The organism is Streptomyces sp. NPDC042100 (assembly GCF_055582325.1).
Genome location: NZ_JBVJDK010000015.1, coordinates 173,150 through 190,532 on the forward strand (window position 1 = coordinate 173,150; position 17,383 = coordinate 190,532).

Annotated in this window: 8 protein-coding genes; all 8 read left to right on the forward strand. The window is 73.9% G+C overall.

The features are described from left to right. Positions 1-289: 289 nt before the first annotated feature. The 8 genes from ACZ6J5_RS29840 (at position 290) to ACZ6J5_RS29875 (ending at position 17,376) form a co-directional block, all read left to right on the forward strand. Entirely contained in the window at positions 290-850 is a 561-nt protein-coding gene (locus tag ACZ6J5_RS29840; protein WP_469396641.1) for an RNA polymerase sigma factor, read from the forward strand. Further along, positions 847-1,170: a hypothetical protein gene (locus tag ACZ6J5_RS29845; protein WP_469396643.1), complete on the forward strand. Its 324-nt coding sequence runs from the start codon at positions 847-849 to the stop codon at positions 1,168-1,170. The genes ACZ6J5_RS29840 and ACZ6J5_RS29845 overlap by 4 nt, the downstream gene beginning before the upstream one ends. A gap of 317 nt (positions 1,171-1,487) precedes the next feature. Further along, a complete protein-coding gene (locus ACZ6J5_RS29850; RefSeq protein WP_469396644.1) occupies positions 1,488-2,393 on the forward strand; it encodes a sterol desaturase family protein in 906 nt (301 codons plus the stop codon). Positions 2,394-2,534: 141 nt separating this feature from the next. Next, a complete protein-coding gene (locus ACZ6J5_RS29855; protein ID WP_469396646.1) occupies positions 2,535-11,858 on the forward strand; it encodes an amino acid adenylation domain-containing protein in 9,324 nt (3,107 codons plus the stop codon). After that, positions 11,845-13,530 carry a phytoene desaturase family protein gene (locus tag ACZ6J5_RS29860; RefSeq protein WP_469396648.1) on the forward strand — a complete coding sequence of 562 codons (1,686 nt, stop codon included), beginning with the start codon at positions 11,845-11,847 and terminating at the stop codon, positions 13,528-13,530. Before ACZ6J5_RS29855 ends, ACZ6J5_RS29860 begins: the two co-directional genes overlap by 14 nt. A gap of 11 nt (positions 13,531-13,541) precedes the next feature. Further along, positions 13,542-15,185: a phytoene desaturase family protein gene (locus tag ACZ6J5_RS29865; protein WP_469396691.1), complete on the forward strand. Its 1,644-nt coding sequence runs from the start codon at positions 13,542-13,544 to the stop codon at positions 15,183-15,185. Continuing rightward, entirely contained in the window at positions 15,182-16,237 is a 1,056-nt protein-coding gene (locus ACZ6J5_RS29870) for an MDR family NADP-dependent oxidoreductase (protein ID WP_469396650.1), read from the forward strand. Before ACZ6J5_RS29865 ends, ACZ6J5_RS29870 begins: the two co-directional genes overlap by 4 nt. Beyond that, positions 16,234-17,376: a Rieske 2Fe-2S domain-containing protein gene (locus ACZ6J5_RS29875; RefSeq protein WP_469396651.1), complete on the forward strand. Its 1,143-nt coding sequence runs from the start codon at positions 16,234-16,236 to the stop codon at positions 17,374-17,376. The genes ACZ6J5_RS29870 and ACZ6J5_RS29875 overlap by 4 nt, the downstream gene beginning before the upstream one ends. Positions 17,377-17,383 lie beyond the last annotated feature (7 nt).

Sequence of the window (17,383 nt, forward strand, 5' to 3'; positions counted from 1 at the left end):
GCCCTCGGCGGCGCCGGGCCACGAGGTGGGGCACATGCGGCGGAGAAAGGTGAATCCTTTCCCCGCCCTTTCGCCTCTCGTACGCACACCGGCCGGACGGGCCGGCCGAACCGGGAGGCACACTCATGACGATCACCCTCATCACCTTGGTCGCGGCGCTGCTCGTGGGCGCCTGCGTCCGGCATCTGCTGCGGCGGCGAGCGAGCCGGCGCTGACCGCCGCCGCCATCGGACCCGCACGCGGAAGCAGGAGCCACAACGGAATGGGAAGCGGAAGTGGGAAACGCTCGATGAACCGACGCCTCGACTGGCCGGACGACCGGCTCGTGAGAGCCGCCCAGGACGGCGACGCCGCCTCGCTGACCGCCGTCGTCACCTGCTCGCAGCCGCATGTGCGCAGGTTCGCGCTGTCGCTGTGCGCCTCGCCTCAGGACGCCGAGGACGCGGCACAGGAGGCGCTGCTGATCCTGTACCGGAGGATCGGCACCCTGCGGGCGACCGGGGCCCTCGCGTCCTGGCTGTTCCGGATCGTGCGCAACGAGTGCCTCCGGCAGGTGCGGCTCCTGGCCTCGCGCCAGGAGCCGGAGGCGGACGCGGTGCCGTCCGCCGAGGACGCGGCGCTGCGCGGGCTGGAGGCGGAGCGGATCGCGGCGGCTGTGGGGGCGCTCCCCCACGACCAGCGGCAGGTCCTGGTCCTGCGGGACTTGCGGGGGATGCCGGGCAAGGCCGTGGCGGAGTCCCTGGGGCTGAGCACGGCGGCGATGAAGTCGCGGCTGCATCGCGCGCGTTCGGCCCTGCGGGCCTCGCTGGACGCACCTGTCCAAGCCTCCGTCGAGCGGAACGCCCCGTGAAGCGCGGCGCCGGCCCCCGCCCTGGGCCCGGCCCCTCCGCCCCGGTCTCGCTGCCCCGCCATCTGGCGCGCGGCGCCGTCGGCTTCGGGCTGCTCGTCACCTCCGTCGCCGCCGTGCCCTCCGTGGGCCCCCTCGCGCTGCTGGCCGCCCCGCTGGCGCTCGTCGCCTTTCGCGGCTGCCCCACCTGCTGGGCGGTCGGTCTCGTCCAGGCCCTGTCGCGGGGGCGCCTGGAGCGCCGCTGCGACGACGGCGCCTGCGCCCTCGTCCCGGCGGGTCCGCGGGCCGCCCCGGCGCGGAAGGATGAACGCATCAACGGATGACCGGGCGGCGCCGGAGCGATGGTTTCGGGCATATCCACCGGGCACCCGTCCGGCGGTAACCGCTCTCTACGGGGGCGGCGCCCGGCGCACCCGGCGGCGCCTGTGACATTGCGGAATCGTTGCTTCCGAGCACCGGCGCCCCGCCTCCTCCTCCCCGCCCCACCGACACCGGAGAATGAAAAGAACTTATTCCTATTAACCACCCTCGCGCGCCCCCTTCCCGCGCTGGCCAAAAAACGACGGCCAGTAATTCACGGCCCCTTGCATCCGCTGCTACTCTGCGAGCTCCCTATTCGGATGTGATGGAGATTCTCCGCATGGAAGATCGACCCGATACGGGGTCGCTCCCGGCGAATGCGTGGACCATCGGCGCGTCCGCCCGCGAGTGTCTCCGTTATGCCGCGTACCCGGTCCTCGCACTGTCCGCCGGCTGGCTCTTCACCGAGGTCCTGCGCCTCGGCTGGTCCCGCGGCGGGGCCGTCCAGTACTTCCTGGCCGGCACCATCGTCTATCTCGCGATGCTGGAGCGGCTCATCCCGCACCGGGCCGACTGGCATCCGAGCGGCAGAGAACTCTGCTGGTACGCGGTCTATTTCGGGTTCACCATGGCCGGCGCCGTGCTCGGCCAGTCGATCGTCGCGGCCGTCCTGGCCGCGACACCCGTCGCGGGACCGGGACTGGCCCTCTGGGCCGAGGTGCCCCTCGCGCTGCTCGCCTCCTCGCTGGCCGGCTACGCGGCGCACCGCTGGGCGCATTCCAATCGGTGGCTGTGGAAAGTACACGGAATCCACCACGTCCCGGGAAAGGTGAACGTCGCGAACAACGGCGTCAATCACCTTCTGGATGTCGCCTTCAAACAGGGTGCCGTGCAATTAACTCTCGGATTTCTCGGATTCTCCGCCGACTGCCTTTTCGCGGTCGCGCTCTTCACCATCGTCCAGGGCTATTTCGTGCACGCGAACGTGGACGTCCGTCTCGGACCGCTCCACCACGTCCTGGCCAGCCCCGAGCAGCACCGGCTGCACCACAGCGCCGACCTGTCCGAGGCCGGTCACTTCGGTGTCGATCTGTCGGTGTGGGACCGCCTCTTCGGCAGCTTCACCTGGCGCCCGGACCGCCGCCCGGCCGTCGTCGGCGTCAAGGACCCGGCCACGTTCCCGGAGACCGGCGCGATCCTCGCCAGCCTGCTCCACCCCGTGCGCCGTCCGCCCCGTACCGCGTAGCCCCGCCCCGTACCGCGCAGCCCGCTCCCCACCGCGTACCTCCGCTCCGTACCGCGCGAGTCCCGCGCCCCCTCGGCGTCGTGTCCGCGTCACGCCCCCCGCCCGGCCCGTACCGAGGCGTCGTCCCTTCCGGATTGGACCATGACGGACTCACCCAACGCCGCCCACCGTGACAAGGTCGCCATCATCGGCATCGGCTGCCGGCTCCCCGGACACGCGGGTGACCACCGGTCCTTCTGGCGCAATCTGATCGAGGGCCGGGACTGCATCGTCCCCACCCCGGCCGACCGGTACGACACCACGACGCTCGGCAGCCGCGACCGGGCCAAGCCGGGCCGGCTCACCGGCGGCCGGGGCGGCTACATCGACGGCTTCGACGAGTTCGACCCCCACTTCTTCGGCATCAGCCCGCGCGAGGCCGAACACATGGACCCGCAGCAGCGCAAGCTCCTGGAGGTGTCCTGGGAGGCGCTGGAGGACGGCGGGCAGCGGCCCGCCGAACTCGCCGGGCGGGACGTCGGCGTGTTCATCGGCGCCTTCACCCTGGACTACAAGATCCTCCAGTTCGCCGACCTGAGCTTCGAGACGCTGGCCGCGCACACCGCGACCGGCACGATGATGACGATGGTGTCGAACCGCATCTCGCACTGCCTCGACTTCCGCGGCCCCAGCGTCTCGATCGACACGGCGTGCAGCTCCTCCCTCGTCGCGGTCCACCTGGCCTGCCAGAGCCTGCTGCGCGGCGAGAGCGAACTGGCCCTGGCCGGCGGCACCCTGCTCCACCTCGCCCCGCAGTACACCATCGCCGAGACCAAGGGCGGCTTCCTCTCCCCCGACGGGCGCTCCCGCGCCTTCGACGCCTCCGCCGACGGCTACGTACGGGCCGAAGGCGTCGGCGTCGTGGCGCTCAAGCGCCTCTCGGACGCGCTGCGTGACGGCGACCCCGTCCACGCGGTGGTCATCGGCAGCGGAGTGAACCAGGACGGGCGGACCAACGGCATCACCGTGCCCAGCGCCGACGCCCAGGCCACGCTGATCGAGCGGGTCTGCGCCGAGGCGGGGGTGACGCCGGGCAGCCTCCAGTACGTCGAGGCGCACGGCACCTCCACACCCGTCGGCGACCCGATCGAGGCCCGCGCGCTCGGCCGGGTGCTCGCGCAGGGCCGGGCACCGGGCGCCCGCTGCTACGTCGGCTCGGTCAAGACCAACATCGGGCACACCGAGGCCGCCGCCGGAGTCGCGGGCCTGATCAAGACGGCGCTGGCCCTCCGGCACCGCCGCATCCCGCCGCACCTCCACCTCGAACAGCCGAACCCCGCAGTCGACTTCGCCGCGCTGCCCTTCGAGATCCCGACCGCCCCGGTCGACTGGCCGGAGCACGAGGGACCCGCCCGCGCCGGCGTCAACTCCTTCGGCTTCGGCGGCACCAACGCCCACGTCCTCCTGGAGGAGGCCCCGGCCCGCCCGCCACGGGAGCCCCGCACGACCCGCCCGGCGCCCGCCCGCTCGGTGCTCCCGCTGAGCGCCCGGCACGCCTCGGGACCGGCCGGACTGGCCGCCGGGGTCCGGCGCGAGCTCGCCGCCGGAGTGCCGCTCGCCGACATCGGGCACACGCTCGCCCACCGCCGCCAGCACTTCGAGGAGCGCCTGGCCATCGTCCACGCCCCGCCCGGCTCCCCCGGCTCGCCGGACTCGCTCGACGAGGTGCTGGCCGCCTGCGAGCGCGGGGAGCCGCACCCCCGGGCCGTCCGGGGGCGCCTGCGGGAGGCCGGGGCGCGGCGGCTCGTGTGGGTGTTCACCGGCATGGGGCCCCAGTGGTGGGGCATGGGGCGCGGGCTCCTGGAGACCGAGCCCGTCTTCCGGGACGTGGTCGAGCGCTGCGACCGCGAGGTCCGCCGCCAGGCGGGCTGGTCGCTGCTGGACGAGCTGACCCGGCCCGAGGCCGAGTCCCGGATGGCCGAGACCTGGCTCGCCCAGCCGGCCAACTTCGCCGTCCAGGCGGGACTGGCCGCGCTCTGGGAGCACTACGGGGTGCGGCCGGACGCCGTCGTCGGCCACAGCACCGGCGAGATCGCGGCCTTCCACCAGGCCGGGGTGTACGGCCTGGAGGACGCCGTCCGGGTGGCGCTGGGGCGCAGCACCCTCCAGCACCGGCTCGCCGGGACGGGCGTGATGCTGGCGGCGAACCTGCCCGAGGAGGAGGCCGAGCGGCTGGTCCGCCCCTACCGGGACCGGGTGTCGGTCGCCGCCGTGAACAGCCCGGCGTCGGTGACGCTCTCCGGCGACGAGGAGACCCTGCGCGAGCTGGCCGGGCGGCTGGAGCGGGAGCAGGTCTTCGCCCGGTTCCTCGATGTCCAAGTGCCTTACCACAGCGTGCGGATGGACCCGATCCGGGAGGAGCTGCACGAGGCGCTGGCCGGGATCGAGCCGCGTACCGCCGGGCTCCCGCTGTATCTGACGGCCCGGGAGGGCCGGGCGCGGGGGCCGGAGCTGGACGCGGCGTACTGGTGGGAGAACGTCCGGCGGCCCGTCCGCTTCCGCGCGGCCGTGGACCGGCTCGTCGACGACGGGTACAGCCTGTTCCTGGAGGTCGGCCCGCACCCGGTGCTCGGCCACTCGATCCGGGAGTGCCTGGAGGGCCGGGCCGTGGCGGGGCTGACCCTGCCGTCGATCCGGCGCCGGGAGGACGAGCCCGAGCGCTTCGCCCGTTCGCTCGCCGAGCTGTACACGCTGGGCGTCGACGTCGACTGGTCGGTGCTCCAGCCCGAGGGGCGGCCGGTGCCGCTGCCGGGGTATCCGTGGCAGCGCGAGCGGTACTGGGTGGAGCCCGCGCCGGTGGAGCAGATCCGGCTCGGCCGGCTCGACCACCCGCTGCTCGGGCGCCGCACCTCCGCGGCGCAGCCGACCTGGGAGAGCCGCCTGGACACCGAGCGGCTGGCGTATCTGGCCGACCACCGGATCGAGGGCAGCACGGTCTTCCCGGCCGCCGGGTATCTGGAGATGGCCGCGCAGGCCGTCCGGGCGATGACCGGCGGGGACACCGCGACCCTGGCCGACGTCGAGTTCTCGCGCGCCCTGTTCCTGCCCGACGGCGAGGCGGCGACCGTGCAGCTGTCCTTCGCGCCGGAGGAGGCCGGATTCACGATCGCCTCGCTCGCCGGTGCCGCGACGGGGACGCCGGACCGCACGGTGCACGCGAGCGGGGTCGTCCGCACCGGGCAGCCGCTCCGGGTCACGGGCCCGCTGGACGCCGAGGCCGTACGGGCCCGGGCGGGGCGGCGGCTCGGCGGGGCGGAGTGCTACGGCGAACTGGCGGCGCTCGGCTACCACTACGGTCCGGCGTTCCAGGCCATCGACGAGGTGTGGACCGCGCCCGGCGAGGCGCTGGCGCTGATCCGGCCCACAGCGGGGATGGGCGCCGGGGCGGCGGAGTGCCATGTGCATCCGGTGCTCCTGGACGCCTGCTTCCAGACCATGCTCACCGCGCTGGCGCCGGACGGCGAGGGCGGCAGGTCCGCCGGGATCCGGCTGCCCGTCGGGATCGCGGAGCTGCGGCTGGACGCGGTCGGCGACCGTGCGCTGTGGGCGCACGCCACCGTGACCGCGCAGAACGACGGGGAACTGGTCGGGGACCTCGCCCTGTACGCCGAGGACGGGGCGCCGCTCGGCCGGATCCACGGCTTCCGCGCGGCGGCGGTGGACCGGGTGGCCGCCTCGGTGAAGCTGGGCACCATCGACGGCTGGCTGGCCGAGGTCGTCTGGGAGGAGGCGGCGGCCGAGGGGGCCAAGGAGCCGGAGGGGCGTTCGGACGGCTCCGCCGCGCCCGGTCTGGTGGTGTTCGCCGACGCCGGCGGGCTCGGCGCGCGGCTGGCCGAGGCGGTCGAGGCGCGCGGCGGGCGGTGCCGGCTGGTCCGGCCGGGGGGCCGCTACCGGGGCGGGGCGCCGCACATGACCGTGCGGCCCGACTCGGCGGACGATCTGCGGCGGCTGTTCGAGGAGCTGGGGCCCGGGTTCGGGACCGTGGTCCATCTGTGGAACCTCGACCTGCCGTCGCTGGACGCGGTGGGGGCCGAGGACCTCGCCGGCATCGGCACGGTCGGCGGCTACTCGCTCGTCCCGCTCGCGCAGGTGCTGCCGGGGGCGTGCCCGCGCGGGCGTCTGCACATCGTCACCCGGGGCGCCCAGGCGGTGGTGCCGGGCGAGCCGGTGGAGCCGTTCGGCGCGCCCGCCTGGGGCATCGGCCGGGTGCTGTGGCAGCAGGAGCTCACCGGTCACGGCGGCAAGCTGATCGACCTCGACCCGGTGGCGGGTCCCGGCGAGGCCGAGGCGCTGCTGCGCGAGGTCACGTCCGACGACGGCGAGGGCGAGGTCGCGCTGCGGTCCGGCCGGCGGCACATCAGCCGACTGCGCCCGCCGGCGGGTCTGACCCGTCCGCTGCCGCTGCGGCTGCGCGCAGACGGCGCCTATCTGGTCACGGGCGCGTTCGGGGCGCTCGGGCGGCTGCTCTGCCGCACGCTGGTGCGGCGCGGGGCCCGGCGGCTGGTGCTGCTCGGGCGCACCGGGGTGCCGGAGCGGAGCGCGTGGCACGGGCTCGATCCGGACGGCCCCGAGGGCGGCCGGGTCGCGTTCCTGCGCGAGCTGGAGGCGCTGGGCGCGGAGGTGCTGGTCGCGGCGGTCGACGTGACCGACGCGGCGGCGATGGAGGGCTGGCTGGCCGGGCGGCGGGCCGCCGGGCTGCCGCCGGTGCGGGGCGTGTTCCACCTCGCGGGGCAGGTGCGGGACGTGCTGCTGCCGTCGCTGGACCGCGCGGCCTTCGACGCGGGCTACGGGCCGAAGGTGTACGGCGGGTATCTGCTGCACCGGCTGCTGCGCGAGGAGCCGGTCGAGCACTTCGTGCTGTTCGCGTCGGTGGCCTCGCTGCTGACCACGGCCGGGCAGGTGAACTACGCGGCGGGGAACGCGTTCCTAGACGGGCTCGCCCACCACCGCCGGGCGCGGGGCCTGCCCGCGCTGAGCCTCGACTGGGGTCCGTGGGCCACCGGCATGATCGAGGAGCTCGGGCTCGTCGCCCACTACCGGGACGCGCGCGGGATGAGCTCGCTCGCGCCGGAGGCGGGCATGGCGGTCCTGGAACGGGTGATCGGGCAGGACCGGGCCCAGCTGCTGGTGGCCACGGTGGTGGACTGGCCGGTGTTCCTGTCCTGGTATCCCACGCCGCCGCCGCTGGTGTCGGCGCTGGCCGCCGCGGCGGCCCGGGAGGCCCCGGCGGGGCAGGGCGGCAGTCTGCTCGACGCGTTCCGGAGCGCGGACGAGGCGGCCCGTACGGCGCTGGTGGCCGAGCGGTTCGCGGAGCTGGCGGCGGGTGTGCTGCGGGTGCGGCCGGAGCTGGTGGACGCGGACAGCCGGCTCGGCTCGCTCGGCCTGGACTCGCTGCTCGCGATGGAGCTGCGGGCCCGTACCCACACCGAGCTGGGGGTCTCGCTGCCGGTGGTGGCGCTGCTCAGCAACGGGCCGGTGAGCGAGCTGACCGAGCGGCTGTACGCGGGGCTGACCGAGCTCGCGGCGGCGGGCGGTCCGGCGGCGGAGACGGCGGTGGAGCCGTTCACCGACGAGGCGTGCCATCCGCTCACCCACAACCAGCAGGCCCTGTGGTTCCTGCGGCAGCTCAATCCGGACGGCTTCGCGTACAACATCGGCGGCGCGGTGGAAGTGCGCGCCGAGCTCGATCCGGAGCTGCTGTTCGAGGCGTTCCGGACGCTGGTTGCCCGGCATCCGAGCCTGCGGGCGAACATCACCACCGAGGACGGGCGGCCGGTCCAGCGGGTGCGGCCCGAGGCCGTCGCCGACACCGGGGTGTTCGACGTGGCGGGGCTGCCGTGGGAGGAGGTCCGCGCGCGGCTGGTGGCGGAGTACCGCAGGCCGTACGACCTGGAGCGGGACCCGCTGGTGCGGCTGCGGCTGTTCCGGCGGGCCCCGGATCGCTGGGTGCTGATGAAGGCCGTCCACCACATCGTCTCGGACGCGATCTCCACGTTCACCTTCATCGAGGAGCTGTTCGAGGTCTACCACGGGCTGCGCACCGGCCGGCCCGTGGAGCTGGCCCCGGTCCCGGCCCGCTATCTGGACTTCCTCAACCGGCAGAACCGCTTCCTGGCCGGGCCCGAGGCGCGGCGGATGCTGGAGTACTGGCGGGAGCACCTGCCCCGGGAGGTCCCGGCGCTCGACCTGCCCACGGACCGGCCTCGGCCGCCGGTGCAGACGGACAACGGCGCCTCCGAGTTCTTCCAGCTCGACGACGAGCTCAGCGCCCGGGTGCAGACGCTGGCGCGGGAGCACAACGTCACCGTGTACACGGTGCTGCTGACCGCGTACTACCTGCTGCTGCACCGCTGGTCGGGGCAGGACGAGATCGTGGTCGGCAGCCCGGTGACCGGGCGCACCGAGGAGGACTTCGCCTCCGTCTACGGCTACTTCGTCAATCCGCTGCCGCTCCATGTGAGCCTGGCCGGGGAGCCGTCGGTGGCCGAGCTGCTGGGCCGGGTGCGGGACACCGTGCTCGGCGGTCTGGACAACCAGGAGTACCCGTTCGTGCTGCTCGTGGAGCAGCTGGGGCTCCAGCACGACCCGAGCCGGTCGGCGGTCTTCCAGGCGATGTTCATCCTGCTCACCCACAAGGTGGCCGTGGAGCGCTTCGGGTATCCGCTGGAGTACATCGAACTCCCGGAGGAGGAGGGGCAGTTCGACGTCACGCTGTCGGCGTACGAGGACCGGAACGACGGGCGTTTCCACTGTGTGCTCAAGTACAACACCGACCTGTTCGACGCCGCGACGGTGCGGCGGATGGCCGCGCACTACCGCACCCTCCTCGACGGGCTGACCCGCGCGGCGGGCGAGCGTCCGGCCGCGCGGCTGCCGATGCTGGGGGACGGGGAGCGGGAGCGGATCCTGACCGGGTTCGGCGGCGGTGACCGGCGGATCGACCACGACGTGCCGGTGCACGAGCTGATCGGCAAGATCGCCGCGCAGTTCCCGGAGGCGGTCGCGGTCTCCGTGCCGGGCGGGCGGCGGCTCGGGTACCGGGAGCTGGACCAGCGCTCCCGGCGTATGGCGGCCTCCCTGCGCGAACTCGGCGTCGGGGCCGGTGCGGTGGTGGCGGTGCGGCTGCCGAAGTCGGCGGAGCTGGTGATCGCGCTGCTCGCGGTGCTGCGGGCCGGGGGCGCGTATCTGCCGCTGGATCCGGACCACCCGGCCGAGCGGCTGGCCGAGCTGATGGAGAACGCCGGGGCCACGCTGGTCGTGACCGACGGGCGGCCCGGCGAGGCGGCCCGGCTGCCGGGGCGGCCGGTCACCCTGGACGAGCTGGACCGGCCCGGGGCGGAGGAGCGGCCGGAGCCGCCCGTGGGCCTCGACCAGACCGCGTACGTGATCCACACCTCGGGTTCCACCGGGCGCCCCAAGGCGGTGCGGGTCAGCCACCGCAACCTGGCCTCGGTGTTCGTCGCCTGGCAGCAGGAGTACCGGCTGGACACCGACGCCCGGGTGCACCTGCAGATGGCGGGCGTCTCCTTCGACGTGTTCACCGGGGACCTGGTCCGGGCGCTGTGCTCGGGCGGGACCCTGGTCCTCGTCGACCGGGACCTCCTCTTCGACACGGCGCGGCTGTACCGGACCATGCGCGCGGAGGGCGTGGACTGCGCCGAGTTCGTGCCGTCGGTGGCGCGCGGGCTGCTGGCGCACTGCGAACGCGAGGGGCTGGGGCTTGAGTTCATGCGCCTGGTGATCGTCGGCTCGGACGCCTGGCGGGCGGGCGAGCACCGGCGGCTCGTCGCGCTGTGCGGGCCGGGCACCCGGGTGGTCAACTCGTACGGGCTGACCGAGGCCACCATCGACAGCGCCTACTACGAGGGTCCCGCCGAGGGGCTGGAGCCGGGGCGGATGGTGCCGGTGGGCCGGCCGCTGCCCAACTGCGAGCTGTACGTCCTCGACCGGCACGGCGAGCCGGTGCCTCCGGGGGTGGCCGGTGAGCTGTGGATCGGCGGCGCCGGGGTGGCCGAGGGCTACCTGGGCGATCCGGAGCGGACGGCCGAGCGGTTCGTGACCCTCGCGCCGGGCGGCGAGCCCGTACGGCTGTACCGGACGGGGGACCTCGGGCACTGGGACGCGGACGGCGTGCTGCACCTCCTCGGGCGGGCCGACGGGCAGGTGAAGGTGCGCGGCCACCGGGTGGAGACCGGGGAGATCGAGGCGCGGCTGACCGCGCGGCCGGAGCTGGCGCAGGTGTGCGTGACGGTGCGGCGGGACGAGACGGGCGAGAACGTGCTGTGCGCCTACTACGTGCCCCTGCCGGGCGCGGCGCCCGACGTCCGGGAGCTGCGGCGGCACCTCGCCGAGCAGGTGCCGACCTATCTGATCCCGGCGCACTTCACCGAGCTGCCGGAGCTGCCGCTGACGGCGAACGGCAAGGTCGATCCGGCCGCGCTGCCGGAGCCGCGCGCGGAGGCGGGGCCGGAGCGGTACGAGCCGCCGGTGACGCTGTACGAGACGCGGATGGCCGCGCACTGGCGGTCGCTGCTGGGGCTGGAGCGGCCGGGACTGCGGGACGACTTCTTCGAGGCGGGCGGCAGCTCGATCAGGCTGATCGAGCTGATCCACCACCTGCGGACCGAGTTCAACGCGTCCGTGCCGGTCGGGCGGCTGTTCCAGACGAGCACCCTGCACGGCATGGCCCGGACCCTGGAGGACGTCGTCACCGGGCGGCTGCCCGGATCCGAGCCGTACCTGTGGTTCAACCAGGGCGCGGACCCGGCTGCGACGGTGTTCTGCCTGCCTCCGGCGGGCGGGCACGGGCTGGTCTACCGGCAGCTCGCGGCGCTGCTGCCCGCGTACCGCTTCGCCGCCTTCAACTACCTGTCCGGTCCGGACAAGGCGGCCCGGTACGCGGATCTGGCCGAGGAGCTGCACCCGGGCGGACCGTACACGCTGTTCGGCTACTCCCTCGGCGGCAACCTGGCCTTCGAGATCGCCGGGGAGCTGGAGCGGCGGGGGCACACGGTGGACCGCGTGCTGATCATGGACTCGTACCGGATCGCCGAAGCCGTGGAGCTGGGCGCGGAGCAGCTGGCCGAGTTCGAGCTGGAGCTGGCGGAGCACCTGCGCCGGCACACCGGCTCCGAGATCGTCGCCCGGGAGACCGTGGAGCAGGCCCGGGAGTATCTGGCGCACTGCGGCGCGCACCCCTCGCTCGGGGTGCTGCGGGCGCCGATCGCGGTGATCTCCGACCAGGAGAAGCTGAGCCGCTTCGCGGCGGGTGAGCCCGGCGGCTGGCACGAGGCCACCGCCGCCGGGTGCGCCGTGCGCGAGGGGCACGGGCGGCACGCGGAGATGCTGGACGGCGCGTTCCTGGACGGGAACGCGGAGCTGGTGCGGGCGCTCCTCGCGGGAGGCGGCACCGATGGCGGTGCGTGACGGCGGGCCCCGCTGGGAGGCGCGGCCTCCCGGCGGGCGGCCCCGGGTGATCATCATCGGCGCGGGCATGTCGGGCCTCGCGGCCGGCTGCTACGCGCAGATGAGCGGGCTGGAGAGCCGGATCTTCGAGAAGCACGTGCTGCCGGGCGGCTGCTGCACCGCCTGGGCCCGGCAGGGCTACCTCTTCGACTACTGCATCGACTGGCTGATCGGGACGGGCCCCGGCACCGGGGCGAACGAGGTGTGGCGCGAGCTCGGGGCGCTGGACGGCAAGCGGATCACCCTGTTCGACCAGTTCAACCGGGTGGTGGCCGAGGACGGCCGGTCGGTGACCTTCTACAACGACCCGGACCGGCTGCGGGAGCACCTGCTGGAGCTGGCGCCCGGCGACGCGCGCCTGATCCGGGCGTTCTGCCGGGACCTCAAGCGCTTCGCGGGTCTTGAGCTGCGGTGGGAGCTGAAGCCGCCGCCGCTGAAGTCGCTGTCGGAGAAGGCGCGGACGGTGCTCGGGATCCTGCCCGCGTTCCGGCTGTACTGGCGCACCGCGGCCACGCCGATGCGCCGGTTCGCGGACCGCTTCGAGGACCCGCTGCTGCGCCAGGCGTTCCCGAACGTGTTCCTCCAGGAGCTGACCGGCTTTCCGCTGCTGCCGTTCCTGTTCACGATGTCCTGCGCGCACAACGGCAACGCGGGCTTCCCGGAAGGCGGTTCGCTGGGCCTCGCCCGGTCGGTCGAGGAGCGGTACACGGGGCTCGGCGGGCACATCGGCTACCGCGCCCGGGTGGAGCGGATCCTCGTCGAGGACGGGCGGGCCGTGGGCGTACGGCTGAAGGACGGGCAGGAGCACTTCGCCGACCACGTGATCGCCGCCTGCGACGGGCCGACGGTCCTGGACCGGCTGCTGGAGGGGCGGTGGACCAGCCCGCGCACCGAGCGCCTGTACAAGGAGCTGCTGGACCGCCCGGACAACCTGTACCCGGCGGTGGTCTCGGCCTTCGTCGGCCTGGACGGCCCGCTGCCCGACGGCGAGCCGCACAGCACCACGTACCTCCTGGGGCCCGAGCGGGGCGCGGCGCTGCCGGGCAGCCTCCAGCACAGCCTGGTGGTGCAGCGGCGCTCCGACTACGCGGACGGCTTCGCCCCGGCGGGGAAGTCGGTGCTGCACTGCACGTACTTCACCGACCACCGGTCCTGGCAGGAGCTGCGGAAGACGGACCGGAAGGCGTACCGGGAGCGCAAGGCGGCGGTCGCCGACTTCCTGCGCGCGTTCCTGGCCGAGCGCCATCCGGGCATCGAGGAGCGGATCGAGCTGGTGAACGTGGCGACACCGGCGACGACGGAGCGGTACACCGGCAACACCTACGGCAGCATCCTGGCCTGGAAGGCGTTCTCCGAGGCCGACGACGTGTCGACCGCGCTGGTCGACCGGGACCGGATGCGGCTGCCGGGGCTGGGCGGCTTCTCGATGGCCGGGCAGTGGACCGGCATGGGCGGCCTGATCCGGGCCGCGACCAGCGGCCGGTACGCGGTCCAGTTCCTCTGCGACGAGCTGGGCCTGGAGTTCCGGGCCTGGCCGAGCGAGGGTGCCGGGCCCTGGCACCCCGGGAAGCTGGGCCGGCTGCCGCAACTCGAACAGCGGGGCGACGCCCGGAAGGCGGCGGTGGCCGAATGACCAGAAGGACCATGCTGATCATCGGCGGAGGGCTCGGCGGGCTCTCCACCGGCTGCTACGCGCAGATGAACGGCTACCGCAGCCGGGTGCTGGAGATGCACGAGATCCCGGGCGGCTCCTGCACCGCCTGGGACCGGGGCGACTTCACCCTCGACTGCTGCGTGAGCTGGCTGCTCGGCAGCGGGCCGGGCAACGAGATGCACCAGATCTGGCTGGAGCTCGGCGCCCTCCAGGGCAAGCGGATGCGCAACTTCGACGTGTTCAACACCGTGCGCGGCCGGGACGGGCGGGCGGTGCACTTCTACTCCGACCCGGACCGTCTCGAAGCGCACCTGCTGAGCCTCTCCCCCGGCGACGCCCGGGTGATCCGCGACTTCTGCGCCGGGCTGCGCACCTTCCGCAAGGCGCTGGCCCGCTATCCGTTCCTCACCCCGGTCGGGCTCATGGGCCGGAGGGAGCGCTGGCGGATGCTGGCCTCCTTCGTCCCGTACTTCAACGTGATCCGGCGCTCCATCGGGACGCTGATGCGGGACTACTCGCAGCGCTTCCGGGACCCGCTGCTGCGCGAGGCGTTCAACTTCATCCTGTACGAGAAGCATCCCAACTTCCCCGTGCTGCCGTTCTACTTCCAGCTCGCCGCGCACGCCGACGCCTCGGCGGGGGTGCCCGAGGGCGGCTCGCTGGGCCTGGCCCGCTCGGTCGAGGAGCGCTACCGGGGGCTCGGCGGCGAGGTCACGTACAACGCCAGGGTCGTGGAGATCCTGGTGGAGGGCGACCGGGCGGCCGGGGTCCTGCTCAGCGACGGGACGGAGCTGCGGGCCGACATCGTGGTCTCCGCCTGCGACGGGCGGACCACCCTCCTGGAACTGCTGAAGGGCCGCTACCTCACCGACACGTACCGGGAGCTGTACACCCGGACCATCGCGGAGCCCGGCATGGTCTTCCCCGGCTACCTCACGGTCTTCCTGGGCCTGCGCCGCCCCTTCCCGGACGGCGAGCCCTGCACCACGTACCTCCTGGAGGACGAGGTCGCGGAGCGGCTCACCGGGATCCGGCACCCCAGCGTCAACGTGCAGTTCCGCAGCCGCCACTACCCCGAGCTGTCGCCGGCCGGCACCTCCGTCGTGTACGCCACCTACTTCTGCGACATCGCGCCCTGGCGGGAGCTGAGCACGGGCCCCGAGCAGTCCACCCGGTCGCGCCGGGGCGAGGAGCTGCACACGCTGCCGGTCGGGCGCGGGCGGGAGTACCAGCGGGCCAAGCGGCGGGTGCGGGACACGCTCGTCGACTTCCTCGACGAGCGGCATCCCGGGCTGCGGGACGCGATCGTGGTCCGGGACGTGTCGACCCCGCTCACCCAGGTCCGCTACACCGGCAACTACGACGGCACGGTGCTCGGCTGGCAGCCGTTCGTGGCCGGCGGCGAGACCGTGGAGCAGGAGGTCAAGCGGCACGGCCCGGGGCTGCCCGGGCTCGCCGACTTCTACCTGTCCGGCGTCTGGGCCACCACCGGCGGCCTGATCCGGGCCGCTGCCTCGGGACGCCACGTCATGCACTTCGTCTGCCGCGACGACGGGCGGCCGTTCACCGCGTCCGTCGACCCCGGCGCCCCTCTCCCCGTCCAGATCATCGAACCCGCAGGAGCGACCCCGTGAAGACCGAGAAGTGGATCGTCAGCGAGCACAACGACGGCGTGCCGGACGTGGACCGGATGTACGTCAAGGTGGTGGAGGAGCTCGACACCGAGCTGGCCGACGACGAGATGCTGCTGCGCACGCGGTACGTCTCCGTCGACCCGTACCTCCAGGGCATCGCCCTGGACACCCCGGTGGGCGACCACATGGGCGCCGACTCGATCATGGAGGTGCTGGCGGCCGGGCCGCGCGCGATGTTCGGCGTCGGCGACCTCGTCCAGGGCTTCGGCGGCTGGCGCACCCATCTGGTCAGCAACGGCGCCGAGGCGCTGTGGCAGACCGGCACGTTCCCCATGGTCTTCCCGGCGTACCGGAAGCTGGACCCGGCCCACTACGACGAGGCGCTGCCGCTGAGCACGGCGCTCGGCATCCTCGGCGGCGCCGGCATGACCGCGTGGGGCACCCTCAACACCTTCCTGACCGTCCGGCCCGGTGACACGGTGCTGATCAGCGGCGCGTCCGGAGCGATCGGCACCCTGGTCGGGCAGCTCGCGAAGCGGGCGGGCGCGCGGGTGGTCGGCACGACCGGCTCGCCCGAGAAGGCGGCGCGGCTGACGGCGCTCGGCTTCGACGACGTCGTCGTCTTCCGGCACGGCGGGGACGCGGCGGAGCTGCGCGAGGACCTGGCCAAGGCCGCTCCGAACGGCGTCGACCGCTACTTCGACAACCTGGGCGGGGTCATGACCGACACCGTCTTCTCCATGCTGGCCGTGGACAGCCAGGTGGCCGTGTGCTGGCAGTGGTCCAGCCAGGTCGGCGGCGAGTGGAGCGGGCCTCGGCTGCTGCCGTACATCATGTTCCCGCGCACGACGATCCGCGGGATCTTCGCACTGGAGTGGTTCACCGACGACAACTGGGCGGCGCTGCACGCCGAGCTCGGGCCGCTGGTCCGCGCGGGCGAGATCCGCTACCAGCAGACCGTGCACCGCGGCTTCGACTCCATCCCCGCCGCCTACCGCAGCCTGTACACCGACCGCGCGGCGTCCTTCGGCAAGGTGCTGGTCGAGCTGTGAGGCGCGGCCACACCCGGGCGCTCACGGAGGGCCCGAGCCCGGCCGACGCGCACGGGCCGGTGCTGCCGTACCCCGACGGCTGGTTCTCGGTGGCCTTCTCCGCGGAGGTGGTGCCGGGGGCCCTGCTGACCCGGCCGCTCCAGGGCGAGGACGTGGTCCTTTACCGGCTCCGCGACGGCGAGGTGCGGGCGGTCCGCCCGTACTGCCCGCACCTGGGCGCCCATCTGGGGCTCGGCGCGCTGGAGGGCGACGAGCTGCTGTGCCCCTTCCACCGCTTCGCCTTCGGCCCGGACGGCGCGTGTACGCGGACGGGGTACGGGACGCCCCCGCCGCCGTCCTCGGACCTGACCCTGCTGCCGGTGCGCGAGGTCGACGGCGCCGTGTTCGTGTGGCGGCACCACGACGGGCGGGCGCCGGACTGGGAGCTGACGCCCTGGCACACGCTCGGGACGCGGGCGCCCCGGCTCGCCGCGTGGGAGATGGCGGGGCACAGCCAGGACGTGGTCGAGAACACCGTGGACATCGGCCACTTCACTCCCCTGCACGGCTGGGGCGAGTCCGAGGTCGCCGAGCCCGCGGTCTTCGACGGGCGGTCCTTCCGGATCTCGGTGCGCTCCGAGGAGCGGGTGCCGCTGCTGGGCGCGAGTCCGCTGGAGGTGACGCTGGAGGGGAACGGCATCAGCCGGGTGCACGTGTGCACCGCCCTCCCCCGCTTCGGAGTGCGCACCTGCGCTGTGTACACGACCACGATGATCGCGCCCGCCGCCTTCCAGCTCCGGCAGACCAGCCGCTTCGAGGTGGCCGAGCCGGCCGCCCTCCCGGCGCCGCTGGCCCGCCTGGTGAGCGGCGCGGCGCACCGGCTGCTGGCGGGGGTGATGTTCCGGGGCAACTGCGCGTTCGTGTCCCAGGACTTCCCGGTGTGGGCGACGAAGCGGTACGTGTCGCCTCCCCGGCTGGCCCGCGGCGACGGGCCGATCGGCCCGTTCCGCCACTGGGCCCGGCAGTTCTACCCTGCGGACAGGCTGCGGGCGCAGGTGCCTTCGGTGTCGGCTTCGGTGTCTTCTTCGGTGCCTCCTCCGGTGCCTTCGTCCGTGGTGCGGGGTGGGGCCGGGGCGGAGGTGGAGGGCAGGGTGACGTAGCGCCGGA